The 26,901-nt window shown below is 34.3% G+C and carries 25 protein-coding genes, 1 pseudogene and 2 other annotated features; of the genes and pseudogenes, 3 read left to right on the forward strand and 23 right to left on the reverse strand.

The window, feature by feature from the left end:
- Positions 1 to 97: 97 nt before the first annotated feature.
- Both SB773_RS00005 and SB773_RS00010 read right to left on the reverse strand, forming a co-directional pair.
- Positions 98 to 1,258, reverse strand: coding sequence for a transglutaminase domain-containing protein (locus tag SB773_RS00005; protein WP_088032600.1), 1,161 nt, complete (start codon positions 1,256 to 1,258; stop codon positions 98 to 100).
- Between the two features lie 146 nt (positions 1,259 to 1,404).
- The gene (locus tag SB773_RS00010; protein WP_341024128.1) at positions 1,405 to 2,157 is read right to left on the reverse strand and encodes a YwqG family protein; all 753 of its coding nucleotides are present in this window, start codon (positions 2,155 to 2,157) and stop codon (positions 1,405 to 1,407) included.
- A gap of 224 nt (positions 2,158 to 2,381) precedes the next feature.
- Here SB773_RS00010 and SB773_RS00015 point away from each other — a divergent pair, with 224 nt between their 5' ends.
- Together SB773_RS00015 and SB773_RS00020 are read left to right on the forward strand one after the other, a co-directional pair.
- On the forward strand, positions 2,382 to 2,543 hold the full coding sequence (locus tag SB773_RS00015) for a YjcZ family sporulation protein (protein WP_002012392.1): 162 nt from the start codon (positions 2,382 to 2,384) through the stop codon (positions 2,541 to 2,543).
- Positions 2,544 to 2,625: 82 nt separating this feature from the next.
- Positions 2,626 to 3,591: a patatin-like phospholipase family protein gene (locus tag SB773_RS00020; RefSeq protein ID WP_410588049.1), complete on the forward strand. Its 966-nt coding sequence runs from the start codon at positions 2,626 to 2,628 to the stop codon at positions 3,589 to 3,591.
- A gap of 87 nt (positions 3,592 to 3,678) precedes the next feature.
- Here the strand turns inward: SB773_RS00020 and SB773_RS00025 are convergent, their stop codons facing one another.
- Both SB773_RS00025 and SB773_RS00030 read right to left on the reverse strand, forming a co-directional pair.
- A complete protein-coding gene (locus SB773_RS00025) occupies positions 3,679 to 3,846 on the reverse strand; it encodes a DUF3933 family protein (protein WP_002086120.1) in 168 nt (55 codons plus the stop codon).
- Between the two features lie 12 nt (positions 3,847 to 3,858).
- A complete protein-coding gene (locus SB773_RS00030) occupies positions 3,859 to 5,301 on the reverse strand; it encodes an aminotransferase-like domain-containing protein (RefSeq protein ID WP_410588051.1) in 1,443 nt (480 codons plus the stop codon).
- A 122-nt stretch (positions 5,302 to 5,423) separates the two neighbouring features.
- Between SB773_RS00030 and SB773_RS00035 the strand changes: the two genes are divergently transcribed.
- Positions 5,424 to 6,041, forward strand: a complete 618-nt coding sequence (locus tag SB773_RS00035) for a LysE/ArgO family amino acid transporter (protein ID WP_410588053.1) — start codon at positions 5,424 to 5,426, stop codon at positions 6,039 to 6,041.
- A gap of 48 nt (positions 6,042 to 6,089) precedes the next feature.
- Here the strand turns inward: SB773_RS00035 and bcbE are convergent, their stop codons facing one another.
- The 19 genes and pseudogenes from bcbE to SB773_RS00130 all read right to left on the reverse strand — a co-directional run bounded on the left by bcbE (position 6,090) and on the right by SB773_RS00130 (position 26,069).
- Positions 6,090 to 7,340, reverse strand: coding sequence for a bacillibactin exporter BcbE (gene bcbE / locus SB773_RS00040; protein ID WP_080784646.1), 1,251 nt, complete (start codon positions 7,338 to 7,340; stop codon positions 6,090 to 6,092).
- A gap of 217 nt (positions 7,341 to 7,557) precedes the next feature.
- On the reverse strand, positions 7,558 to 7,764 hold the full coding sequence (locus SB773_RS00045) for an alpha/beta-type small acid-soluble spore protein (protein WP_000113539.1): 207 nt from the start codon (positions 7,762 to 7,764) through the stop codon (positions 7,558 to 7,560).
- Positions 7,765 to 7,886: 122 nt separating this feature from the next.
- Entirely contained in the window at positions 7,887 to 8,729 is an 843-nt protein-coding gene (locus tag SB773_RS00050; protein WP_002126948.1) for a sugar phosphate isomerase/epimerase family protein, read from the reverse strand.
- Positions 8,730 to 8,743: 14 nt separating this feature from the next.
- On the reverse strand, positions 8,744 to 9,748 hold the full coding sequence (locus SB773_RS00055; RefSeq protein WP_410588057.1) for a DUF6005 family protein: 1,005 nt from the start codon (positions 9,746 to 9,748) through the stop codon (positions 8,744 to 8,746).
- A 24-nt stretch (positions 9,749 to 9,772) separates the two neighbouring features.
- Positions 9,773 to 10,048 carry a petrobactin biosynthesis protein AsbD gene (gene asbD / locus SB773_RS00060; protein WP_002064932.1) on the reverse strand — a complete coding sequence of 92 codons (276 nt, stop codon included), beginning with the start codon at positions 10,046 to 10,048 and terminating at the stop codon, positions 9,773 to 9,775.
- Positions 10,045 to 11,283: an AMP-binding protein gene (locus SB773_RS00065; RefSeq protein WP_410588059.1), complete on the reverse strand. Its 1,239-nt coding sequence runs from the start codon at positions 11,281 to 11,283 to the stop codon at positions 10,045 to 10,047. The genes asbD and SB773_RS00065 overlap by 4 nt, the downstream gene beginning before the upstream one ends.
- Entirely contained in the window at positions 11,270 to 13,111 is a 1,842-nt protein-coding gene (locus SB773_RS00070; protein ID WP_410588061.1) for an IucA/IucC family protein, read from the reverse strand. Before SB773_RS00070 ends, SB773_RS00065 begins: the two co-directional genes overlap by 14 nt.
- A gap of 67 nt (positions 13,112 to 13,178) precedes the next feature.
- Entirely contained in the window at positions 13,179 to 14,987 is a 1,809-nt protein-coding gene (locus tag SB773_RS00075) for an IucA/IucC family protein (RefSeq protein WP_410588063.1), read from the reverse strand.
- A gap of 250 nt (positions 14,988 to 15,237) precedes the next feature.
- Positions 15,238 to 15,774, reverse strand: a complete 537-nt coding sequence (locus SB773_RS00080) for a GNAT family N-acetyltransferase (protein ID WP_002141362.1) — start codon at positions 15,772 to 15,774, stop codon at positions 15,238 to 15,240.
- A gap of 77 nt (positions 15,775 to 15,851) precedes the next feature.
- Positions 15,852 to 16,532 (reverse strand): MgtC/SapB family protein, encoded by a 681-nt coding sequence (locus tag SB773_RS00085; RefSeq protein ID WP_002012374.1) that lies wholly within the window; start codon positions 16,530 to 16,532, stop codon positions 15,852 to 15,854.
- Positions 16,533 to 16,693: 161 nt separating this feature from the next.
- Positions 16,694 to 17,350, reverse strand: coding sequence for a YkyA family protein (locus SB773_RS00090; protein WP_060752135.1), 657 nt, complete (start codon positions 17,348 to 17,350; stop codon positions 16,694 to 16,696).
- A 14-nt stretch (positions 17,351 to 17,364) separates the two neighbouring features.
- Positions 17,365 to 18,186: a peptidoglycan-N-acetylglucosamine deacetylase gene (locus tag SB773_RS00095; RefSeq protein ID WP_410588066.1), complete on the reverse strand. Its 822-nt coding sequence runs from the start codon at positions 18,184 to 18,186 to the stop codon at positions 17,365 to 17,367.
- A gap of 134 nt (positions 18,187 to 18,320) precedes the next feature.
- Positions 18,321 to 18,581, reverse strand: a pseudogene (locus SB773_RS00100) (sensor histidine kinase); the annotation flags it as partial.
- Positions 18,582 to 18,643: 62 nt separating this feature from the next.
- Entirely contained in the window at positions 18,644 to 19,645 is a 1,002-nt protein-coding gene (locus SB773_RS00105; protein WP_113770212.1) for an LCP family protein, read from the reverse strand.
- A 359-nt stretch (positions 19,646 to 20,004) separates the two neighbouring features.
- On the reverse strand, positions 20,005 to 22,308 hold the full coding sequence (locus SB773_RS00110; protein ID WP_410588069.1) for a glycoside hydrolase: 2,304 nt from the start codon (positions 22,306 to 22,308) through the stop codon (positions 20,005 to 20,007).
- Positions 22,309 to 22,527: 219 nt separating this feature from the next.
- Complete coding sequence (locus tag SB773_RS00115) at positions 22,528 to 22,740, reverse strand: DUF6366 family protein (protein WP_410588379.1); 213 nt, start codon at positions 22,738 to 22,740, stop codon at positions 22,528 to 22,530.
- A gap of 92 nt (positions 22,741 to 22,832) precedes the next feature.
- On the reverse strand, positions 22,833 to 23,726 hold the full coding sequence (gene thrB / locus SB773_RS00120; protein WP_410588071.1) for a homoserine kinase: 894 nt from the start codon (positions 23,724 to 23,726) through the stop codon (positions 22,833 to 22,835).
- Complete coding sequence (gene thrC / locus SB773_RS00125) at positions 23,723 to 24,781, reverse strand: threonine synthase (protein WP_410588073.1); 1,059 nt, start codon at positions 24,779 to 24,781, stop codon at positions 23,723 to 23,725. Before thrC ends, thrB begins: the two co-directional genes overlap by 4 nt.
- Positions 24,774 to 26,069: a homoserine dehydrogenase gene (locus tag SB773_RS00130; protein WP_410588075.1), complete on the reverse strand. Its 1,296-nt coding sequence runs from the start codon at positions 26,067 to 26,069 to the stop codon at positions 24,774 to 24,776. Before SB773_RS00130 ends, thrC begins: the two co-directional genes overlap by 8 nt.
- Positions 26,070 to 26,224: 155 nt before the next feature.
- Positions 26,225 to 26,456: a binding site (T-box leader), on the reverse strand.
- Positions 26,457 to 26,572: 116 nt separating this feature from the next.
- Positions 26,573 to 26,804, reverse strand: a binding site (T-box leader).
- Positions 26,805 to 26,901: the final 97 nt, after the last annotated feature.

Consider the following 26,901-nt stretch of genomic DNA (forward strand, 5'->3'; position numbering starts at 1 on the left):
TATCAGCTGTAAATTTAGCCATAGAAAAACTGCACCTCCAATTGTTAGACTGTGTCTAACAATTGGGGTGCAGTTCATTTAAAGATGCTCTTTTTCATTAATACGTAAATGTAATTGTCGCTAATGAATAACCTGTCATTGCACTATATGGCGCAACTTGATAAGATACACGCTTTGCACCTTTTGGCCAAGTTATTTCATTTAATACTTTCTTTATATCTTGCATCGTTCCATCCATTGACTGCTTATATCGTACTTCTACTTTTTCTGGCTTGGAAGCAAATTGTTGCTGTAATTTTTTCTTAAACTCATTGTAATTTTCCGCTCCGTATTGTGCAGATAAATACTTTAAATTTGTTTCTTTTAACATTTGTTCATATACAGCAGTTTTTGAACTACCGGCTTTTATTTTGCTTGTTAATTCGTTGAAGTAGCTTGTAGTTGCCGCTGGATATTCACTACGATCCCATTCATGGTCTTTGCTTAATTGTTCATCAGACATATTAAAATATGAATATGTTACGCGCCCAGCTTTATCAGGAACTGGATCATCGAATGTAGTATCAAGGTGGTACCACTTGTTATCAATGTTCACTAAATTCCATGCGTGAGCTTGTCCATTCCCTGTACCTGTTACAATATGATTTTGAATACCTGCTTCTTTTAGTAATTGATATGTTAACAATGTATATCCTTGGCAAACGGCAGAACGATTCGCTAACGCTTCATACGCTGTATATGCTTGATAAGACGTATCATATGATACTTGTTTCACAACATAATCATGAATAGCTTTCACTTTTTCATGTTCATCCATGCCTTGTTTAATGATAGAATTTACAATTGCTTTCGCCTGAGACTTTACATACTGTGTTTGCTCTTTTGATTCACGATACTTCACTTGTAATGTAAATGTATAATTCCCAGGCATCCCTTTTATAGAATATTTAGTAGACGCTACATTATATTTTACATACTCATCAGCATCTACAATTTTATTAAACTCGCCATACAATTGGTCCATAATATTTCTAGCATTTCTATCTTTTGTTTTATATGTGATTGTAATATTTTCTTCTCTATTATCAATCTGTTTTTTTAATTCTTTTCTGAAATCATTTAACAACTTTGCATCTGATTGTGTTGTCACTGTAGTCGGATTCGTAGCCGCATAAGATACAGCTGACGCCTGTAAGCCTCCCATTACTATAGTTGAACAAAGTGCGGCAGCTGTCACATACTTACTTGTCTTTCCCATCTTGTCACTCCTTACATTCTATAACTATACAAAAAGTATCGTATAGTTTCAGAGTATACAATACTTTTCAAAATAGGTCATATGAGATTATGCATATTTAACATTTTTAAAAGGGTTGTTCTTTTAGAAAAAGAACAACCCTTTTTTTAGCAAGTTTGCAACACACAGCATGTATTTTCAAAATGGCGATTTTTCAAGTCTTCATTTCCAATACAGAAATAAAGCATCCCTAAATCTCCCCACATCATATTACAATTTTTAGTATCTGAATCAATTTGGAATAAGAGCGTCATATGCTGTGGATCTATCCCCATATATTGTCCAGTCTCGTACAATACCTCACCTTGTACAGAGAATGGTTCTCCAAACATTTGATGATTATCATAGTTGTCTGGGATTAGCTCTTCAAGTAATTGCAAGAAACGATCTGAATCCGCCTCATCTTCAATGAAAAGCTCCGGTAATTTATACGTCAGTTCAAAAGTAATTGCACACTGGTTATATTTCGCTTGTATTTCATCTGCTCTACGTAATTGCTCTACAGGGATATCATAATAAAGTACACGTCCAGCTTCGGTTGGATTCACATCTTCTTCAAAGTAATTTTCAATACTAAAGAAATATAACATCCCTTTCTTAGGAAGATTATGATCCATACCAACGTTTTGTAAATCACTTAAATTAAATTGTGCGATAAAACGTAACGGATTCTCTTTGTATGTTGGATATTCAAATGTATTTGGCAAATCAGGAACTCCGCCCATTTTCGAACTGCCTATCGCAATTATTTCCTGTTGTTTTGGCACAACTTTTATACAAGGAAATACAGTATTAATAAGTTCCTGTTTCAAATGTGTTAGTTCATATTTATCAATTAATATTTCAATTTTCTGTTCCATAAATTCTCCTTACATTTACATACTTATTTGTATCATAGCACAAAGATTATACTTCATTCATTGTAAATTCAACAAGCCCTCCAAAAAACGGGCTTATCCCTCGTACGCGAACAAGTTTAAAAAAGCATAGTATACATTGTTCCTACAAACACGATAGTTCTTTATTTCTTCCAGTACATTTTCCCCTCGTTCATTTTTATTTTTAATTTAAGGAGGAATTCCACATGGGTTACGGATATAGTTGCGGCGGTTACGGCGGTGGTTACGGTTACGGCGGTAGTTGTGGTGGCGGTTGTGGTTATGGAGGTTTCGCTTTATTAATCGTTTTATTTATCCTTCTAATCATCATCGGAGCTAGCTGTTGGGGCGGCTTTGTAGGCTGCTAGTAAACTTAAAAACTATTGTAAAAAAGCACGTACAATACGTGCTTTTTTTCCATTTTCATTTTTTAGAAAGGAAGTATGTTCAATGAAAATTGATGGTGTTTTTGAAGGAGGCGGTGTACGCGGAATTGCTCATGTAGGGGCAATTTGCGCGTTAGCCGAAAAAGGATATGAATGGGAACGTTTAGCTGGAACATCAGCCGGCGCTATTATTGCAGCTCTTCTAGCAGCAGGATATTCTTGTTCCGAATTAAAGACGATTGTAACAGACATTGATCATGAAAAATTCACTAAAAAAACTTTTCTTGATAAAATCCCCGTTATTGGTAAAGGATTAAGCGCTTGGTCTACTCTAGGTATTTATTCAAATGTATTTCTCGAAGAATGGCTAGAAGACCTGCTTAGAAAAAAAGGAATTCATTTGTTTACAGACTTACCCGATTTGAATAAACTCAAAATTATTGCTTCAGATATAAGCAATGGTAAAATGGTTATTTTTCCCGATGACTTACCAAACTACGGATTTTTAAATTACCGCTTCTCTATCGCTAGAGCAGTAAGAATGAGTGGAACCATTCCTTTCTTCTTCGAACCAGTGAAATGGAGAACACCAAAATGGAAGCAGCCTTGTTATATGGTTGACGGCGGTATTTTAAGTAATTACCCAATTTGGATTTTCGATTCACCGACTTCTCCTCGCTGGCCTACCTTTGGATTTCATTTTGTAAAAGATGAGATTCAAGCTGATCCCGCCCACTATGACGAACCTATTTCCATGTTCAAAGGATTATTTAAAACGATGATGCAAGCTCATGATTTACGTCATTTAGATAAAGAATCAAAGGCTAGAACTATTACAATTCCGACAGGAAGCATTACCAGTACTAATTTTCAACTAACTAAAGAAGAGAAAGAATGGCTCTATAACTCTGGTTATAATGCAGCTAATAAGTTTTTACAATCCTGGAACTTCAGACAATATGTTGATGAATATAGAGACGGAAATCAGAATCGAAAAACAAATCGGTATTTCCGTCAACTTGACTCATAATTATATTATTTTCCCTGTCACACTTTAATAGTAAATAAGCCTAATAATATATTAGGCTTATTTACTTCTTATGTACTCTCCCATTATTTAAGGATAAGTTAACCCTTCTGCTTCTTTTGCGGTAATTACTATGTAACGATTTCCAGTTCTTAAACCTAGCAATTCTGCTTTTTCAATTGCATCCTGTTTTGTCTCCGCATAAGCAGCTAAATATTTATCTCCATCAATCATTTGGCAAATCACATATTGTTTCATGTTTTTCTCCTTTTACATTTTAATTAATTGCGCGATCTTTTTTATTCCAACTTCAATTTCTTCTACAGTTGCATAGGAATAAGAAAGACGTAAAAATTGGTTTGCACTTCTATCATACAAAGTGCCTGGGTTTAACAACACCTTTTCTTGTAAAGCTTTTTCAAATAAACTACGATTCGAAATTGGTAGATTTATATGTAGCCAAATGTAAAAGCTTCCTGCTGGCTCATGCCAAGTTGCAATGCCACTACAATACTTTTCTAACATACTTATCATAAAATCTCTACGTTTTTTCAATTCACTTCTTACAAACTGTAAATGTTCATCATACAATCCATTTTCAAACCACTCCGCTGCAATCTGCTGGGATATAGAACTTGAACCATAATCAGTTTGCATTTTTATATCTGCTAATCTTTGAATAACGGATTCTGATCCAACAACCCACCCAATTCTTAAACCAGGACTAATGACTTTGGACATACTTCCAATATGTAGCACGACCCCATTTTTATCATATGCCTTTAAAGGTTTTGAAACTGGTGCATCGAACCATAAATCTTGATATACCGCGTCCTCAATAATAGGTAATCCAATATCATTACATACCTCCATCACTTCTTCCCTCTTCTTAGCGTTCATACTAAAATTGGTCGGATTATGAAAAGATGGGATTGTATATAAAATAGATGCGTTAAATTGTTTCTTATATTTTGTAATGTATGAAGTATTTATACCATTCTCATTCATTGGTATTCCAATCAAGCGCATTCCTGCTGATTGAAATACATTAAGCGAATATAAATATGATGGTTTTTCTAATAAAATTGACGCTCCTTTCGGAAGAAGCCCCATAGAAATAAGCTGCAATGCTTGAATTGCCCCTGAAACAATTAAAATAGAGTCAGGAGATACATATACCCCATGCCCTTTTAAATATTCCGCAATTTTTTCTCTTAAATGGAGATTCCCTTTCGGTTCCTCATACCCAAGTGGAACATATGATTGTAAAATTTTATTAATAATACCCTTCATCTTTTTCTCAGGTAAGAGACTCGGTGAAAGTTCACCTGTTCCTAATCGAATTACATTGGGAGTAAATTCAGCTTGATTAATCTCTTGTACAGCAGGAAGATTCGGATAATGAAGTCCTGTTTCTACGTAAGACTGCCAGTTTGGAGGCGGGGCATATGTTGAAGTATTCTCACTATTTTTTATAACAATTGTTCCCTTCCGTCCATTCCCCTCAATATACCCTTTTGCTATTAACTCATCGAAAGCCATTACAATTGTACTTCGGTTCACTTCAAACGCATGCGCCAAAGCTCTTTGTGAAGGTAATTTAGTTCCAATTGTCCATTCCCCATTAACAATTCTCTCTTTTATATAAGATTCTATTTGTTTATACAAAGGAATAGATGAAGACATATTAGGTTTCCAAACGAGCCTTTCCATTATATCACCTCACATATTTTATGGTTGGTAACCTATCCAACCATATGGATGGATACAAATTTTCATTTCTTCTATACAATATAGACTATCATAATTAATCAAATTAAGTAGGAGGTAATCTGATGAGTGAAGCAATTATTCACGGGATCATCCTTGCATTTGGTCTTATCATTCCATTAGGTGTCCAAAATGTTTTCGTCTTTAACCAAGGCGCTAGTCAACCAAATATTTGGCGAGCTGCTCCTGTAGTCTTGACTGCATCTATATGTGATACATTATTAATATTAATTGCTGTACAAGGTGTCTCCCTTTTCCTCTTAACTTTCTCTTGGTTAACAACCACCTTGTATATGATTGGATTTTTCTTTCTTATGTATATGGGCTGGGTTATTTGGAGAAGCGATTCTTCAAATGATGTAAAACAAGAAAAAAGCATGCCTTTAAAAAATCAAATTATTTTCGCCGCATCAGTTTCATTACTAAATCCACACGCAATTTTAGACACAATTGGTGTAATCGGAACAAACTCTATACAGTACATAGGAAGTGAGAAATGGGCTTTCACTTTTGCAACAATTATAGTTTCTTGGATCTGGTTTATTAGTTTAGCTTTTGCTGGAAAATTTCTAAAAGGATTTGACTCAACAGGAAAAACGATTATAGTATTAAATAAAATTTCAGGGCTACTCATATGGGGAGTCGCACTTTATATGTTAAAACAAGTTGTTTTTCCTAACTAATTAAAGAGAATTGCATGTTATGTAATTGGCATGCAATTCTCTTTCGCATTATGAAGTTGGTTCCGGTTTCTGTTTTAACATCATTTCATCTTTTGCTGGTTTAATCCAAATAATTGCTATGACAGCACCAATAGCAGCGAAGATGCTTGTTAAATAAAACACTTCATGGTCTGCCCCTTTCATAAAAAAAGAATACAGGGGTGGTCCAGCTGCTACACCGATAAATCGCATTGAACTATAAAATGACGTAACTGTCCCCCTCTGCTCTTTTTCAATCCCTTGTGTAATAAGAGCATCTAGACATGGTAACGCCATACCAATTCCTCCCCCCATAATAACGAGACAAAGAAGTAGCAAATAGATTCCTTTTAGAAATAAAGGTAAGAAGACAGATGCAGCAGCCAGTAAAAATCCAATATAGATACACTTTTTCATAATATCTTGTTTATCTCCAATTTTTTTACCAGCCATATATGAGCTAAGTGATAGTACAAGTAAAGGAATAGCGAGTACACACCCTTTCCATATACCATGAATATCGTACTTCGACTCCAGTATAGTTGACAGATAAAAAAGTATTCCGAATAAAATAAGCATAATAATTGCACCTAGTATAAAAATGGCAATTAACCATCTTCCCTTTTCTCGAAACGTAGAGATAATAGATTGAATAAATTCCTTAAGTGGTGGGGCTTCTTCTTCTTGTTTCTTCGCCTTTACTAGTACCAGTAGTAAAACAATCGATATTACACATAAAACTGGAATCGCCCAAAATGGTAAGAACCATACAATAGCTGCAAGAGCTGATCCTAATATGGGACTCAATACTTTTCCAAATGTATTTGACGTCTCAATGATTCCTAAACCTGCACTAACCTGTTTTTCATCTTTGTATAAATCACCGACACATGGTATGACAACTGGCATAGCACCAGCAGCACCTATCCCTTGAATTGCTCTTCCGATAAGAATCCAAACATAAGGGTTATCAACTTTCCATGATACCCATCCCGTTATCGCTCCTCCAATAGCTGCAATTAATAAACTTGGAACCATTACCATCTTTCGTCCCCATCTATCTGATAAATAACCAGCAATCGGTATAAGTATAATTGCAATGATAGAATAAATTGTAATTATCATGGATACTTGGAAAGATGAAATATGTAATTTCTTTTCAATGGTTGGCAGGATTGGAATAAGCATTGAATTACCTAGCGTCATAACAAGTGGAACTGATGCAAGTGCAATTAAACAACAGTTTTCTTTTTTTAACATGTTGATTTCGGAACCTTTCATCATATATTTCTTACCATATAATAGCCCTGCTGGAAATTATGTTTACATTCCACCAGGGCTATTTCATCTTTACTACTTTCCATTTACAACAAAAGAAATTGGGTAAAATATAGCATTACTCCTATTCTTTGAATCCTGTTCACAATATATCCATACCAATTAATTGAAAATAAAAAAGAAAGGAAGAATCCTTCCTTTCTCCTATAACCTTCTACATTTAGCGAGTATATCCGCCACCAAGCTGTTGTTCTGCCATCGCTACAAGGCGTTTTGTAATTTCACCGCCTACAGAACCGTTTGCACGTGAAGAAGTATCAGCTCCAAGCTGTACACCAAACTCTTGTGCAATTTCATATTTCATTTGATCTAGAGCTGCTTGTGCTCCATGTGATGCTAATTGATTAGCGTTACGATTTCTAGCCATTACCGATCACCTCCTTATATATATTAAACTGTATCAAATCCGAAATTAAATACATGGTAATTTTTGGTTATTGTTAAAATAAAAAAAGAGTCTCCTAAACGAGACTCTTTCATCATTTCACCTTATGAACTTACTACTTCTAATTTTCTATTCGTTAATGCTTTCATTTCTTCTTTCAATATATCTTTCGCATTATGCCCAAACCATTCAAGCGAAGCAAAATGATCAGTATCTCTCACTTCCCGGATGATTTCATCATAGTTTACAATACCTTCAAATAATGGAACCATTCCTATACGACTTCCAGCAGCGGCATATACATTATTTGGTTCAAACACGTGTAAATACTCCGCTGATGATATATTCTTAAAATGGTAATGTTGTATCCACGGCTTTAATCGATGAAAACTATCTACAGGGTCTGCACCAGACTCCCATATATGAAGAAAATCAAGGTTTATTTTTAAATATGGATGATTTACTTCTTCTAACAATTTCAAAGTAGACGGCAAAGTATCCGTTAACGTATTTGGATGTGTTTCTAATAGTATATACATATTATGCGGAGCAAATAGATCACAAATCATGCGAATTCGCTCCACATACTCTTTTCTCTCTTGTTCCGAGAAATCCTCACTACCTTTTTGCCCGGCAAACGTACGAATTTTATTTGTATTAAACCAATTAGCTAGTGTTACCAGCTGTTCACATTTTTCCATCGTTTTTTGAAAATCCGCTAATAATGATATGTCCAAGTAATCACTTATCATCGTAACTTCTAAATTTTTATCCTTTAAATAATCTATTTCTCGTTCTGTCGTTTCACGCTCTTGCATATATAAATTTTGTGCATGGGTCCCCCACAACTCAATTCCTTCAAAACCGTTTTCGTATGCAAATTGAACAATATCAGTAAATGAAATTAGTTGATGGCGAAATGAAATTGTACATAGCGAATATTTCATTGTTTTGAACTCCCTTATCTTAAATTCAATGAACTTGTATTAGTTAAGAAAGACTGATTTGTTATCATTTCTTTCCATAACAGAAACTGTTTCTCTAGTTCATCCTTAATCTGCAGTTCAATTGTATTCATTTCATCAAGTTTCTCAACAATTGGTAATAACATATCTTTATTGTTTGTCATTGCCATTTTAATAGCACGGTACTGTACATTTGTAAATCCTTGTACAATGTCTTCCACTCGATCACACCAATAATCAAATTCTTGCTCCGAATATTGTAAAGTTTCACGGAAGTATGCAAAGGCATGTTCATAGCTATATTTACGTATTGCCAATACGGGTATTTGCTTTACTGCCGTTACGAGCCCGGAAAGTGAATACCCATCCTCTTCATTTACCATTTTTATTATTAATTTTTTTAATTCCATTGTTAGTTCATTATCATCTTTTTTGAATGTTTCCATGAAATAACTTTCTACCATCTCTTGTGTTGGCTCCTGAATTCCTTCTATATCAATGAAATAGCCTCCACCAAATGGGTTGTCTTTAACAGAATGGAGCACTTTTTCTCTTTCCATATTCCCTTCCCAGCGAAAATCAGGATCAAGCATGAACCATTCCTCTTCTTTCTCTGTCTTCGATATCATTAAGTAATGCGGAAACGGTTTTTGATGAAACTTATTTTCTCTCTCAGGCAATAAAGACATATCAACCATTACAATTACGTAACGATTTTCCGGCTTATTTTCTACTAATTCTAAAAATGTTTCTACATTGCTACTTTTATCTTTTGAATGATCGTACCATTCGTTCACTTTAATGCCATACAATTTTTCATACCAAAGTAAGTAGTTATCATGATTAATGTTTTCGGAATGATAAGAAATAATCCCGTCTTCTGTTATATCAAAATCTCCATCCCATAATCCGAAATAAAATGGACGGAAATCTATATCGCTACGCCTTTTTATAATTTCACAAAAACAACTCACTAAACAGTGAACTTTAATTGAAGTCATACTCTCATCCACTTTCCTAAAAGGTTAGTTATTCACATTTATTTCGTGTAACGGCTGTAACTCTTCCATAAAGTCAAGCAAAGATCCTACAGTAAGAAAAGCCTTTGGGTCTATCTCATCCTCTGGAACGCATAGCTTTAAATCCATTTCTATGTATACTATAAGCTGTAACATCATTACCGAATCTATATATAAATCTTGATTTAAACGCATCGTTTCTTCTAAATGCGTTACATTTTTCAGTTCCATTTTTTCTCTCATAATACTTAAAACTGCTTCTTTTAACATTTCACGACTCATGTTGTTATCTCTCCCATCTCTAATAACTTCCGACTTACTTTCCCTGTTTTATTTTTCGGAATCTCTGCTACATTTTCAATTTCATGTGGCACTTTATAAGACGGTAAATGCTGTATGCACCATTCTCGTATTTGTACTGGTTCAATACGAGAGACTACTTTCGCTTTTACTATTTCTCCCATCACAGGATGCTTGCCCCGGTATACAATCGCCTCCTGAATACCTTCTAATCGAAGTATCGTTTCTTCCACTTCTATAGGAAATACCTTTAGACCGGACACATTAATAACATCATCTATTCGCCCCATGAAATGAATGCCTTGCTCAGATCTATAACCTAAATCTTTTGTATAAATCTCCTTTTCAGCAATTTTCACTACGATTTCTTCAGGTTCATCTTCATTTGAACCTATGTTAATACTTACATGAGGAAGTGGTTTTCCTAAATCCAAATGTGTTTCCATAGCATGACATATACTAATGCAACCAGCTTCAGAACAGCCGTACTGCTGCATCATGTATTTCGTCATGTCCTTTAACTTATAAAATAGCGTTTCTGGCAAAGGTGATCCTGATGTCATAATTTTATGAAACTGAAAAGTCCCTTGTGGAAAACTCCCCATAATATGTAACATAAGTGGTACTGCGTATATGATATGTTTTTCGGTATTACGAACTATATTTAATGCGAATTTAGGGTTTTTATTTGTAATGATTATAGGCTTACTACCTCTCGTAATTGCTGATAACGTGCCACAAATTAATCCGTATGAATGTGAAACTGGAGCCATTACAATTGGCACTTCGTCTTCTTCACATTTTAAAGCTTCATTGTAAGCAGCAATTTCTGTTTCAATTTCCGTCCATGCTCTACGAATCAGTTTTGGCTCTCCTGTTGTACCTGAACTATACTGCAATAAAGACGGTTCTTCTTGTAATAGATTTGGAACTTCTAATTTTGTAAAGGCGTTACTTTCTCCGTATAAAAGTGCAGTACACTTTGCGCGCTTTGCCATTTCAATAGCTGTATCCTTTGGCGTATCTTCATGAATAAGTAGTACAGATGCTCTTTTTTCTTTTAGGAAAAACACAAACGTAATAATATCGAATGGATCTTTCAGACAAAGTGCAAATCTATTTCCTTCTGCTTCTTGAAATTGTTCCACTCCCTCGTAACCTTGTAATCTCAATTCAAAATCATATTTGCTAAATTCTTGTTTATTAACGATTAGCATGATTTCCCCCTGTAACAACTGATTTTTGTATTGTAAGTTGCTTTGCTCTATACAATGGATTTGAAACTTCATGAACAAGCGATTCCACATCCATATATAAACGACGCTTCGTTAATTGCTCTGCATGAAATGTAGGTGCATATAATTGTAATGCTTCAAAACGTTCTTTCAAATGCGAAAATCTTTCAAAATGATCTTCTATTTCTTCAACAAGAATGATCCAAAATTGTTCCTCTTTCAACTGATACTCATCTGCCAGCACGAAAGCCAGTTCACCTAGATTGAATAGGAAAAGCGCATCTAAAACCATTTCTTGTAAACATTCAATACGGTCCATTTCAAAGAAATCATTCATTTGACCATTCGCATATGTTTTATGCATTTTAGTAAAGTCAGGACATTTTTCGAGTTCTTTCAAAAATGGACGATAAAACTCCAGTCCTTCATGAAAATCTTTTAGTGCAATACGGACTGGTATTCCCTCTTCATGAACTAAAATCATGTTTTGTCCATGTGATTCTAATGCGACTCCATGCTCTACAACGAGGTGTACAACTGGGATAATTGCTTTTTGAATAAGCAATTGTAACCAGCTTTCTACTCCATATCTCTTTAACCACAAATCAATAGTTGGTGTCCCATTTTTTCCCTTGGCATATAAACCGTTAAATGGGATTGCCTCTTCTTTCTTATCTAAATATTTGTGAACGCTTTCGCGCCAAATACATCCTAATGAGCCATACGTAGCTTTTTTATTCGCATCGTACGTAACACTCGAAAATTCATTTAACAAAATTAAACGCGATTCATCCCTTAAATAAGGGTCATGATTTACTATATCTTTTAACCAATTCGATATAGCAGGTGCACTCACAACCGAATGTGGTTTTAATGTACGGATAGTTGAAGTATTGAGTAAATTCATTGATAACTTTACATATGGTTTCTCTCGATTCGTAACATTTCTTAATGTCCGCATCGACTGCTGCGCGCAATAATCATCTTCTGATTTCCCTAAATAAATAATATATTTATCCTGTATATGGTCAGTATAATTCGGAATAATAAAGTTCTCCCACTGCCAAGGATGAACAGGTATAAACATGTACTTCTTCGAATCACAGTCCATTGTTCGAATACGATCCATATACTCTTCGATTTTCTTTTCACCAATTTCTTCTTTAAAGGTACAGTTATAACTCTCTTCACTTTCATATCCTACAGTCGTATATTTCTCATGAACTGCAATCCATATAATTTTCATTGATTGCATAAATTCAAATCCATATTGAAAATTATCACGATATTGAAACCCGATGCGTGCTTTATAACTAGGATGATACGGGTGTCCATCTATTAAATGACTTTCAAGCTCATCATAAGATTTCGCAAGATAGTCTTCTTCACAACTTCTCTCATATTGTGCAATCGTATCTTTGAAGATTGTTTGTTCTAATTCTTGAATAAAAGAATCCAATTTCGTTCGATCCACTTGAACAATCCGAAAAATCTCCTGTAAAAATTGTGAAACTGATTGTATTTCTTCTTCCTCATCTTGAACTCTCATTATTAATGAGTCATGTAAACAAATACGCCCAAATGTCATACGTTCTTGCCCATAGCATTGGTACATTACATTTTGATCCTTTTCATCAAGACCTTGTATAATAAAAAGTATTTGCTCTCCCTTTTGTATACGAATCGGTGTAATGATCTCTTCATAAATTAACGATTCTACTAATTGCCGGAATACTCTTCTTCTTACTGAAATGTACTCTTTTGATTGGAGTGCCTTCAATATTTTTATGTGATAAACTTCTTCTTTCATAAATCCCTCCGCTATAATACGGAATATCAAATTCCATTATTTGTATTACGTGAAATTTTAGCACTACTTATGAACGAACAGCCACTTCTCTAACGAGTGGATTATCTACTTGTACATAAATTGCTTGCTCTAAAGGATTTGTCAGTTCATCAACATCGAAAAATCTCGTTAGCAAATTTGCTTTACATGCCAATTTATTTTCTTCCAACAATTCACTTAAAAATGTAGAAGGTTCGCGGTTATATGGAAGGAACGCTTCAAGTACAGACCTTAATTCCGAAAGAAGAATTTCCTCCTTTATTAATCCTGCTGTACCAAAACCGTTAATTAGTCCAAACATATGATTAAAAATTAAATAGTAACGAAATCTTTCATCTACAATGTAATCGTCATATAAATTCCCAGTACGTTCGCCAATACCCGCTAGTTCATTATCTAGCACTGACTTCATTGAATTGCTGAAATAAAAACCTTGATTATCACGGAAGTAAAACTTAACTGGATAACCATCTTTCAATTGAACAACACTATTTTGTTGATGCGCTTCTAATGCAACGCCATAACGTAAATACATCCATACCATCGGCTTTAAAGAGATATTCATATATCGTCTAAACCACTCTAAACTTACTTCTTCACAGCTTCTACCTTCTAAATCCGCTAAGCGATGGATAATATTTGCTAAACGAGTTCTTTCACCCGGAATTGCATCTTGTACTAATCCAGCGATAAGCGTTGCATCATTTTCATTTTCACTATAAAATGTGTTTTCTCGAATAATCACTTCAAATCCAGACTCTTGTGCCCCGTATTTTAAAGTAATAAAGGCCGGATCACATATAAAATCAAATCCTGGAAACTTTTCTAGCACCTCTCCAATTTTAGTATTCAATATTTCCTTACCTTCAAGTCCACTCTCAAGTTCCTTCAATTTATTAATACGCATTGAATTCGTGACCTTTACAGGGAATGAAAACTTGAACATATACTTCGAATGAGGATGATATAGCGTTCTAAGTGATGATGTCGCCATATAACACTTACCTACTGGACCGATATATTCAAGTACACCTTGATTCATCCAATTTCGCACATAAGATTGATGTAATAGCCATTCTGCTTGTAGCGGATGGATTGGAATTAATGAATATTCATCTTCTTGACAGTACTCTTCAATAAATTCTTGACCTACCTTTTCATCGTTCTTTAATTCGCTTTTTATCATCGCCGTTGTAGAATCTTGTAACAATGACTTTTCACTTACTATACTTTTATGTGCCCTAAAATAGTGAAGTTGGCACTCCCCTTTTAATTCAGGAGAATACATTGAACTTTTCCAATCCAATATACCTTGTCTACTCTTTGGTGTAGGATGAGTTAAATGTCCAAATAATAAAGATTGCTCCGCCTCTATAAAAGTCGTATGGAAACCATATAATTCAGCTGTATCCTGCTCCCTTCCTTGTATAAACTTCTCAATATTTTGACAACTACAGATAACTCGAAGCATAAGTTCATCAGGATTCGTACCTTCTCCATAGTTAATAGACATTTCCTTTATTAAAAACATAATAACCGTAATATAATCTGCTTTAATAACATTTTTATTTTCGCCAATTTGGTAATAAAATTGTTCTCCAAATAGATGACGGTCCGTTGACGATTTATATATAACTTCCCCATACAAAGTAACGTTTTGTGCCGATAACCGACAGCATAAATAAGTGGGGATAGCGTCTCTTTGAAATGAATGGCAGAAAATATTTTCTATCCTTTTATCCTCCGTAATCCATTCTCCACTTCCTGTTTCTCTTAAATAACAATTTAAAAAGCTTTGTATTGTTGCATGTTCCGCGATTTGTTTCGCATGCTGCATACTGCTCCTCCTCTTTTAGACGAACACTATCATTTTTTCGTGAAACTTCTGACAGTTGAATTTTATTATCAACTATGATTTTAATTGATAATGATAATCATTTCAAGATATATTTCAGAATTTTTTTATCTAACTAAACTTTTCACCTTTTCAAAACATTTAATCCGTCAACAAAAAAATACACCAATATAATTATTGATGTATTTTTTCATTCTTGTAGATTAAGTTTACATAATAATATTATCGCGTTCTAAATTAATAGTGATTTGTATAAACAATCCATATCTCGCCAAGCATATGCTATTTCTTCTACATTTAGTCTTTCTAAAAGTTTCGTGTCAATTTTTTCCGGATTATATTTTTCATAAAACTTTTTAGAAGGATTATTAGAAACTACCCAAACTAAAAGAGATTGCATATTATCTTTTTTACAATCAAATAGTAAAGCTTGAAATAATCTTTGTCCTATCTTCATTCCTTGATACTCTTGTAAAATGTATATTGCATATAATTCCCCATCACAATTATATGTACCTGTTCTTTCAACTCCCCCATCGATAAATCCAATTATTTTACCATTTAACGTTTCTGCTACAAACCTAAATTGATGCCCGTCTTCTTTTTGAAATATACTTTCCCATAGCTTTTCTCGTTGGTCATACGTTATATTGTCTAAAATTTCATTAGAGAATATCCCCTTATACGTTGTTTTCCAACTATCCACATGCACTTTTGCAATTGCCGAAATATCATCTTTTATTGCCCTTCTAATATGTATCTCCACCATACTCATCCCCCTTAGAAAATAATTATAGCAAGATGTTTTGTATGCATTAAAAAAAGAGTGAATTTTCATCACTCTTTTTATCTACTTTCAACTTCTACTGAAACAACATGATCGATTTCTTTTAAAGAACTATATAATTCAGTTGTATATAAATCTTCTGGAGCTAAAATGACCATTTCCAATTGCTGAGATGCCCCATTATCAATATCTTTAATTTTCACTCGTTTCACTTGCATATTTAAATTTTTAATTTGCTTAAAAATCCCGTCTAACTCTCGATGTTTGTTTACGGTAATTTTTATAGATAAGTCCTTTTGTCTTAATGAATAAGGGCCTGCAATTTTCACAATTTGCGGAAGTACGTTAATCGCTAATATAATTAAAATCATAGCAACCGTCGCTTGTATATAAAACCCTGCACCAATCGCAATACCTAGTGCTGAAGCGGCCCATACCATAGAGGCTGTCGTTAATCCTGAAATAACGTCATTATTTCTTCGTAAAATTACCCCTGCTCCAAGAAAACCAATCCCACTAACAATTTGAGCGGCGAGACGCATTGGATCCATGTTTGTATGACCCGGTACAGAATAAACATTCACTGATTCAATTGAAACCATTGTAATTAAACAACTCGCTACGGAAATAACCATACTTGTTTTCACACCAAGCGGTTTATTCTTTAGCTGCCTATCTATTCCGATGAATAATCCTAAAAAAAGTGCTAAACCTAATTTGAATAAAAATTCATATGACATAATTCCTTCTCCTTACTTTACAATGTTTCCCTTCGAATATTTCACTATAACTCTTTTATGATATCAATTCCAGTCTTTTCTATTCATTTAACGACAAAAGCCGAAAAAACATTTTTTATTATAATGTTTTTTCGGCTTTTTCTATAGATTTTTCATCGTAATTAAGATACTTCTTTAATTTTAATTTGTGCATCTTTATAAAATGCTAATTTATTATCATTATACTCTTTTGTATGTGTATTAAATTGTTCTTTCGCCTTTTGCGTTTCCACATTTAACTCGTTAACAGTTTTAACGTTTTCACCAATTTCTTTTAACTTCGTTTCTTTTACTTTTAATTTTTCATACAGTTCTTTTTCAGTCGCTAACGCCTTCGTGTAATTCTCATTCATCTTTTGGAAGGCATCATAACGATTTTTATACGATTCTTCTACTGCTTTTGCTTGTTTTTGCAATTTCTTATCTTCAAGCTTCTCTATATTGCTTTGAACCGATTTCGTTTCCTTCTGAGCTTTTTTTAACAGTTCTTTCTCATTTTTCAATACTTTTTCACGCTCATCTACATTTACAGTAGCTTGCTCAATTTTCTTCGTAACTGCTTCATTATGTTCTTTACCTTCTTGTAAAATTTGAGAATATAGTTCTTGCCCTTGCTTTTCTAATTGCTCTAATTTTTTCGTATCCTCAACTAAAGATTTTTCTTGTGTCGCTGCTGCTTCAAAAGCCGTATGTAAATTTTCTTCTGGCTTTTCACCGAAACAACCTGATAATAATCCTACTGATAATGCTCCAACAACTGCTACTTTTCCATATTTCAACTTCAATTCCTCCATTACATACGGTTATCATGCCAGAAGTTCACTGGGAAGTGACTCTCTTCATGATATGCTTCAAATTCATAACCTTTTTCTTTTAGACCCTTTAAAATTGCTGGCACAGCAGCAACTGATTGCGGGTGAATGTCATGCATTAAAATGACTTCTTGCGGTTTTGTTGCACCAGCTAATACATTTTGAGCGATTTGCGCTGCCGCTGCATCAACTGGTACTTTATTGTATTTCCAGTCTAAAGAGTCAATTGTCCAGTCCCACACTTTTAAACCATCCTCAACTACTTTATTTCGAAGACCTTCATTTAAACCAGGCATCGATCCGTATGGAGGACGTGTTAATTTAGGGGCTTTCCCAATAATATTTGCGATTAAGCCTTGATCTTCTTTCATTTCATTAACATATTCGCCATTTTTATATAACTTCGCAAAATTGTGTGTCATACTATGCATTCCAACATAATGTCCTTCTGCATTTTCACGTTTTACTAAATCAGGAAACTGTTTCACATTCGCACCAATTAAAAAGAATGTCGCCTTCGCATCATGCTGTTTTAACATATTTAATAATTCAGCCGTATATTTTCCTGGCCCATCATCAAATGTAAGATAAGCAACTTTTCTTTCCATTCCGTTAAAACGACTTGGCGCCGTTTTATTCATTTCAACTTTCGATTGTTCACTTGCAAGCTGCACTATATTTTCTTGCTTCGCAACAGCTTTTGCTGGTGAAGTAATAGATTGAAACATGAAATACCCAATAGCTACTATTGCAATCGCTACTGAAACAACTGCAACTCGTTTAATTTTAAAAGCCTTTTCCATTCTATCGAATTCCTCTCCCTATTAATCTTATATATAAATCACCCAATATAATTATACATCTATTTATTTTATTACACTATATAAACAATCTAAAATATGAATTATAATGGGAGTTTTATCAAAATTGTTGTTCCTGCCTCAACAAACTCTTTATTCTTTTCATACCAATTCTTGATTGCACTATGTACAACTTTCAAGAAGATTTGTTTTAACCTGTTTGATCTTCTATCAATTCAATTCGCTTTCAACTTGCAATGAGATGAATTTATTTTCTCTATTTTAGGAGTTAATTACCAAATTCTTTCCTCTAGTATATCGTACAATTGCACCTTTTGTTTATATAAATTAAAATGATTTAACTGTAGACGTGAAAAAACTAGTAGCCCTTCTACTAAAAATAAATGAAGCAATCCATTTCCATAAAAAAAGATTGGCTGAGGCCAACCTTTTTTTATACTTATTCATTTCGAGTTGGTTTTGGTGTAACACCTAAATGCTCATTTAACTTAGTCGAAATATCTTTCACATTTTTTTCGTTTGGAATGTAATAATAAATACCACCAATACGTTTATCCGTTCCTTCTATTTGCATCTTTTCCATTTGCAAATCTGATCCTGCCATATTTTTCGTAATAGCAAGCATATCATCAAACGTTAAGTTTGTTTTCATATTTTTATCAACTGCATCAAGTAAAGAGCCCATTTTACTAATTGATTGAACAGACATTGCTTTTTTCGCAATTGCTTCAATTACAAGTTGTTGCCTTTGACCACGCATTGCGTCACTGTCAATTTTACGCGTTCTAGCAAGTGCAAGGGCTTGTTCACCATTTAAATGTTGGTAACCTTTTTCTAAATGGATCATACCTGCTTGGTCTTTACTATCTTGTTCTGTGAAAGTAACAGGTACATCAATATCAATACCACCAATTGAATCTACAATTTGTACAAATGACTCAAAGTTAAACTTCACATAATAATCAACTGGTACATTTAAAAATCTTTCCACTGTATCTCTTGTACTTTCAACACCACCAAATACGTGTGCGTGTGTAATTTTATCTAATTTCTTTCTAGATGGAATATAAACACGTGAATCACGAGGAATACTTACTAATTTAACGGATTTATCATCTTTATTAATTGTCGCTAATAAAAGTGCATCTGTTCGAACCGCTTCACCATATTGGCTTTTTCTCATTTCGCTTCCATCGACACCCATGATTAAAATCGAAATATTATCCTTTAAAGGTTCCACTTCTTTGTCCCTTTTTGATGACTTATCAATTTGTGCATATGCATCACTTACAACAGCTTTTGCTTTGTTATATATAAACGATCCATATCCTACTCCTCCAAAAACAAGTAGGAAAAATGGAATTAAAATGAACCATTTTATTGATTTTCTTTTAGAACGTTTTTTACTGCTTCTCGTATTTTGTTCTAATTCAGAGCTCATGTTCATTCTCCTCTCTTTCTCTTTTCCTAGTATAATGTATGTCTAGTAATCTTCATATTGAATTTCCTTTCAATCACCTTACATTTTTGTAAGGTTACATCATGAATCCAATATGTATTCCATTTCACATTATACTCTCGTGCTTATTTTTGGCAAGTCACTATTTATCAACTTCAAAAATTTAACACTTCAAAACGTTCAAATTTACAGATTTATCATTCTGTTATTTGCAGGTAGTAAGACTTTCACCTCATAATTTATCAGGAATAAAAGAGTCAAGTTTGGGCCGTGAAATTTTGATTGGTGATGACTAATAATCAGTGAGGGATAAACCCCCCACTGATTAAAATTTCACTTTATTATTTCTCATTTGGTGTGTATATCATTTGCTTCCCATTATTATAAATTAAAGCTGATTTTGCTTTTATTTTCGTTTTTTCTATTTCCACATCATCATTAGAGAAATTCACAATGATTTTAATCCCTTTTCCATAAGAAGCAGATTGGACTAATTTATCTTCTGACAAATATGCAAAGTTCGTCATTTCTTCTTTTACTGCCTTTTCATGAACTTCATTCCAAACTTTCAGATGCTGCGTAATTTCTTGTTTATGCTTATTCCACTCTACTTCATCTAAATGGTACAACGGAGGCACATTATACAATAACTCATATAACATTCGGTTTCCTACCTCATCTTTTACTTTCAAACTTCCCCATTCCCAGTGGTGCGTTGTAATAACCGAATCATTGTATACTAGTTTATATAATGGTACCGAATATACTGGATTTAAATATACTTGTTTATATTCTTCTTTTAACGGTACTTGTTTTGCATATTTTTCTGGAACATTTTGATTCGGTGACCAATATCCGCCCACATAATACGGACTTGTTTTATTTTTCCTCATATCTTCATCGTCCCATTTAATAACAGGCGTTTCAATGCCGTGAGCAAATGCAATCGTGCTACTTGCAAAGTCATTTCCGCCTTCTGAGCCAACTACCATACCTTTTTCTTGCGCAATATAATCCATTCGTTTTAATCTTGCTTGTAAATCTTGTTCTTGTGTCGTTAAATGTTTTGTTGAATAATCATCATAAATTTCGCCCGTCGCGTCACAATCAATAAACCATGAATTATATTTAGGGCCATTTTGTAATATATCGTTCATTCGTTCTTTTACACTAGGAAGTGATAATGTCGGATTTAATTTTCGGCCTCTCCCTAAAAACCCTTGCACTTTCTCACCATTTTTCTTCGTTACAGTGGCTTCTTCATATAACGATGGGTCATTAAAAGAAGCTGTGTTCCAATTTTTATCACCTTTTTCGTGAATAGAATGGTAAGAATCATACGGACCAACTAAATATCCCATTTCCTTAGCTTCTGTAACGAAATTAGGCTGCATAAATCCTTGTTCCCAGTTCGGTAGACCAATCCACGCTTTGTCTATCCCTACTTTTTTCATTTCCTTTATTATATCCGTTCCATCTGCTTTACCCCATTTACTTACTTCTTCAACTGCATCACCGAGTACTGACTTTAATAAATGTTTATTTAAGCTATACAGCTCTGTCTTCGATAAGTGATCTACACCTTTCTTTAATAACACACTAGCTTCCTGATTAACTTTCGGGAAAATATCCTCTTTATACAATTCCTTCATAGATAATACTTCGTTTGTATAGCGTAAAACAACATTTTTTTGGTACTTATCGATAAAGTCTTGTTTACTCACCTGCTCAAATACATTCAATTCCCCAGGCTCTGAACTATTCTTTTGAATAAGGTCTTTTATATGGCTAAACACCGGGCTATTTATTTGCTCTCTTAGCTTCGGCCAATTCACGTTACTTTCTGATAAACCATTTTGATTCCAAAAGTAAAAATGAGCTGCCCCGTAAAGTTTTTCGATTTCTTTATTTTTTCTTGCCTTTTCTTGTAATGTTTTAAATTCACCTTTTCGAGCAATATTATCCTTATACAGTTTAGCGATACTTACTGCATCATTATTTGTCACATATAATTGAAACCCATATGTTTTATTTTTATTTATACTCGGGAATTCATGTGTAAAATCAAACCCTATTTTCGGATCTGAATGAAATTTCAATTCATTATTAAACATATTGTTCGCAATATATACGATCGAATATTTAGAACCATTTAATGCAAAAAACTTCATAGAAAATGATTCAGCAAATGAATATGCATCATCCTTTAAAAACTTCTTCCAATTCTCATCATTACTCGGAATTTGCTTACCTTCCCATAACGGAAGTGTATAATTTTCAGCTTGCACTTTTGGCCATGTAAAACTTTCTGCACCAGTCGATTCCACTTCAATATTTAAGTGGTCTTTTTTCTTTTCTAAATTTACTTTTACTTTTTGATCCGGATATTCCCATGATGTATGATCCTTGTCTTTTTTCAAATTCGATACCTTCATTTTTGGTAACGGTTGTGATGCCTGTTCTTTTACACCATCATGTTCTACAGTTAACGTAAAAGTCTCAGGATTTACATCGTAAGTAAAATCTTTATACGTCGCTTTCTTTATTTTAGACTCTTGTAAAGCATCATTACCTTTTACATCACACCCGACTAAAGTCGAAAGTGACAATGTTGTAAGAAGACATATCGCTATCATTTTTTTCATCTTCTGCACCTCCACCAATGAATATACAGGAGGTTTGTTACAGGAATATGGCAAAAAAATAATAGAGCTAGCATTATGCTAGCTCTATTATGAGCAAAAAAATTTACGTATTACTATAATCTGTTTAAAGAAAATATGTAATACAGGGGGACTTTAATCCTTTTTTTTTATTCTCACTAATAATTAGATCAAGCAAATCTAAATTCCATCAAGCTTTCCTTAACTGAAAAAGTAACTATATATAATATATCCTAAAATTAGCACTAAAATTAATATCCCTGTACCTTTCCAATTCATACCACCTGTCATATCAGCGGGGCTACCTGATTCCGCCCTGTTGAGTCCATCATTCAAAGAACCGGTAGGATTATTTTTCAATTCACTTTGTCTCATGCGTTCTCTTTTTTCTTCTGGTGACTCTTTTGAACTCATATAATCACCTCTAAAATTAATGTTCATTCCGAAAAATCCCCTTTAAAATAGATTCTCCATAACGTAAAGAAAGCTAGCGATGCTAGCTTTCTTTATAATCCAATATGTTCTTCCTTATTTACAGTAATCCCTTTATGATCAATTTCAAGCTCACATACTTTCATAGCTGCAAATACTCTCGCTAATTGGTCAGCTATTTCTTTACGCTTCTCGTACGGAGTTAAAATAAAAATGGATGGTCCCGCACCACTAAGCGCTGTTCCATATGCTCCGAATTCTTTTGCACATTTACGAATTGATGGTAATAACGGTACAAGTTCTAAACGATATGGCTCGTGGAAATGATCTCTTTCCATCATTTCACCTACAACTTCCCACTTCTTTTGACATAACGCAGCTACTAATACGTTACTTATCGCACTAGCCTTAACCGCTTCATGAAACGGAAACATCTCTGGTAATACAGATCGACTTTCATCCGTATTTAGCTCTTCATTCGGAATAAGAGAAATTACGCCTAATTCCTTACTTTCAACCCTTACAACCGAAACATTTTTTCCATCAAGTGCTCCGATTACAGTTCCACCTAAAATAGAAGCAGCGACATTATCTGGATGTCCTTCAAAGTTTGTAGCAATTTGAACCTTTTGATCAGTTGTTAAATATAAATTTCCAAGTTGATTCGCAAGCTCTATTCCTGCTACAATCGCTGATGCGCTACTTCCTAGCCCTCTTGTCAGCGGAATATTACTAGTAACTTCTATTATATGGGGTGATAAAGAAGGACATACTTTACATGCCGTGCTAACAATTAAATTTTTATCGTCTTTTGGAATTGAATCGTCAAAAGAATGTATCACTTGCCACTTATCAGCTTCTTCCTTTACACTTACTTCTAAATATAATGACAAAGCTATTCCAACAGAATCAAATCCTGGTCCAACATTCGCTGTACTAGCAGGAACACGAACTCTTAATGGTATCACGACATAATCACCCCTTTAATATGATCTTTAATTTGTTCTATATCATTTGACACACTTGCAATATCAAATTTATTAGAAGAAATTGCGATATCAGGATCTTTTAAACCATTTCCAGTTAAAACTGCAACAACTGTTTCGCCTTTTTTGATTTTTCCAGATTGAACATGTTTAATTACGCCCGCTAATGAAGCATTTGATCCTGGCTCTGCGAAAACTCCTTCAGTTTTTGCTAACAATCTATACGCATGTAAAATCTCCTCATCTGACACCATATCTATTTCACCATTAGACTGTTCGGCAGCCTCTACTGCATACGACCAACTTGCCGGATTACCGATGCGAATCGCTGTTGCAATCGTTTCAGGTGCCTCAATGACATGTCCTTTTACAATTGCCGCCGCTCCTTCCGCTTCAAAGCCGTGAATTCTGGGCTTCTTATAGCCTTTTTCTTTCTCGTATTCACAGAACCCTTTCCAATATGCTGTAATATTCCCAGCATTTCCAACAGGGATAGCTAGAACATCTGGTGCGTTTTGCAACTGGTCACAAATTTCAATTGCCGCTGTTTTTTGCCCTTCAATTCGGTAAGGATTTACTGAGTTTACTAATGTAATCGGCTCTTCTGCAGCAATATTTCTTACAGCCTTAAGTGCATCATCGAAATTCCCTTCTATTGAAATGATCTCCGCTCCATAAGCAACTGCTTGCGCTAATTTCCCATGCGCAATCTTTCCTTCTGGTATTACGATAATACATTTCATTCCGAGGCGTGCCGCATATGCGGCAGCTGATGCCGATGTATTACCTGTAGATGCACAAATAATTGCCTCTGCCCCTTCTTCTTTCGCCTTTGCAACTGCCATTACCATGCCACGGTCTTTAAAAGAACCTGTTGGATTCGCTCCTTCATATTTCCCGTATAACTGAATTCCTAATTGCTTTGATATATTTAATAATGGAATCAGAGGTGTATTCCCTTCCATTAAGCTGACATCAGGTGTGTTTTCATTCACTGGTAAATAAGAAGCATACTGTTTTAATAGTCCTTTATACATATTGTTTTTCCTCCTCAATAATGTAGTAACTGTTTATTTCACTTGCGACATCTTCTATCGCCCCTAAAACTTGTTCGAATTGATATTTTGAAGTTCGATGCGTCACAACAACGACTTCTGCAAGCTCACGATTCAAAGGTAATTGAATTACCTCTTTTAAACTCACAGAATAATCAACGAAACATTCTGTTATTTTCTTAAACATTCCAGGCTCATCTCGTAATGAAATACGTAAGAAATATTTCGAAACTACTTCTTCATCTCCTTGTAATTCGTAAGGCTCTGGTTCTTTTAACGCACTTTTATTTTTCGGAACTTGATTCATATTTTTAACGATTGAAATAATATCACTTACTACAGCAGAACCAGTTGGTAACTTCCCAGCTCCAGGTCCGTAAAACATCACTTCCCCTACTGCTTGACCGTGAACATACACCGCATTAAATTCATTATTCACATTCGATAGCGGATGATGACGTGGTAATAAAGTCGGTTCTACACTTAAGTGAATGGATGATCCTTGTTTTTCAGCTTTACCAATTAATTTCATTGTAAATCCCAATTTTTCGGCCATCTCTAAATCTTCTTTTTCAACCTTTCGAATACCTCTAACTTGAACATCATCTAAAGAAACATTCATCGAAAAACCTAAGTTTGCAAGAATTGCTACCTTTCTCGCAGCGTCTAGTCCATCTACATCCGCTGTCGGATCTGATTCTGCAAACCCTAATTTTTGCGCTTCCTGTAAAGCCTCTTCATACGACCATCCATTTTGACTCATCTTTGTTAACATATAATTTGTTGTTCCATTTACGATTCCCATTATTTTTTCAATTTGATCTGAAGCTAGCCCGTCTGATAATCCTCTTAATATTGGAATCCCACCGGCTACACTCGCTTCGTAACATAGGTCACATTCATTTTTATTTGCCAGTTGCAGAAGCTCCGCACCATATACAGCCATTAAATCTTTATTTGCTGTTACGACATGTTTCTTACTTTGCAAAGCCTTCACAATATGCTCTTTCGCTTCTTCAATTCCGCCCATTACCTCTACTACAATATCAATATTTGAATCATTTAGAACTTCATCGACATTACTTGTTACTACGATTCCATCAATGCAAACATCACGTTCCTTTTCCAAATCACGTACAACGACTGTCTTTACCTTTACTTCATATCCTGTATCAAGAGTGATTTTTTTATAATGTTCTTTCAAAATATGGACAACACCACTTCCGACAGTACCTAACCCTAATACCCCAACATTAATAACATTATTCATTTTCTAATCTCCTCCTAAATAGTTTAATTGTTACACCTGTGAATCACCTTACTCTGCTTTTTAATCATGCAGGTGGTGGTTATTTCCGTACGTACTAATCGTTTCATGTTACCGCACCTCCTTTCAAAGTAATAAAAAAACACACTCATCCCTAGGAAAGGGACGAATGTGTTTTCGTGGTTCCACCCTTGTTCCAACCTAGACTTACTTTCTTCTAGATTGCTCAAGTTCAGATAACGGCTGATACCGTCAATAATTACTAGATTGCTCGTTCACTATTGAAGTTCAAAGGTGGTAAGATCATTTCTCGTGTTAGGAAGCTCACAGCCTTGGCCTCCCTCTCTGTAAACCGTAAAAATGTTCTCATGTCCTTATCGTTACTTTTTCGCTCATGTTTATTTGTTAACTCATTATACTCGCATAAAAAACAAAATCAATACTATTTTTTAATTATTTTAAATTTTCAATCTTAAAAACTATAAAAAAAACACACTCATCCCTAGGAAAGGGACGAATGTGTTTTCGTGGTTCCACCCTTGTTCCAACCTAGACTTACTTTCTTCTAGATTGCTCAAGTTCAGATAACGGCTGATACCGTCAATAATTACTAGATTACTCGTTCACTATTGAAGTTCAAAGGTGGTAAGATCATTTTTCGTGTTAGGAAGCTCACAGCCTTGTCTTCCCTCTCTGTAAACCGTAAAAATCATCTCATGTCCTTATCGTTACTTTTTCGTTCATGTCTATTTGTTAACTTATTATAGTTATCAACTTTTTAAAAAGCAAGCCTATTTTTCTTCACAATTTTTAAGAATATGAATAATTATATTTT

This window comes from Bacillus sp. SIMBA_074 (genome assembly GCF_046534555.1).
GTDB classification, from domain to species: domain Bacteria; phylum Bacillota; class Bacilli; order Bacillales; family Bacillaceae_G; genus Bacillus_A; species Bacillus_A mycoides.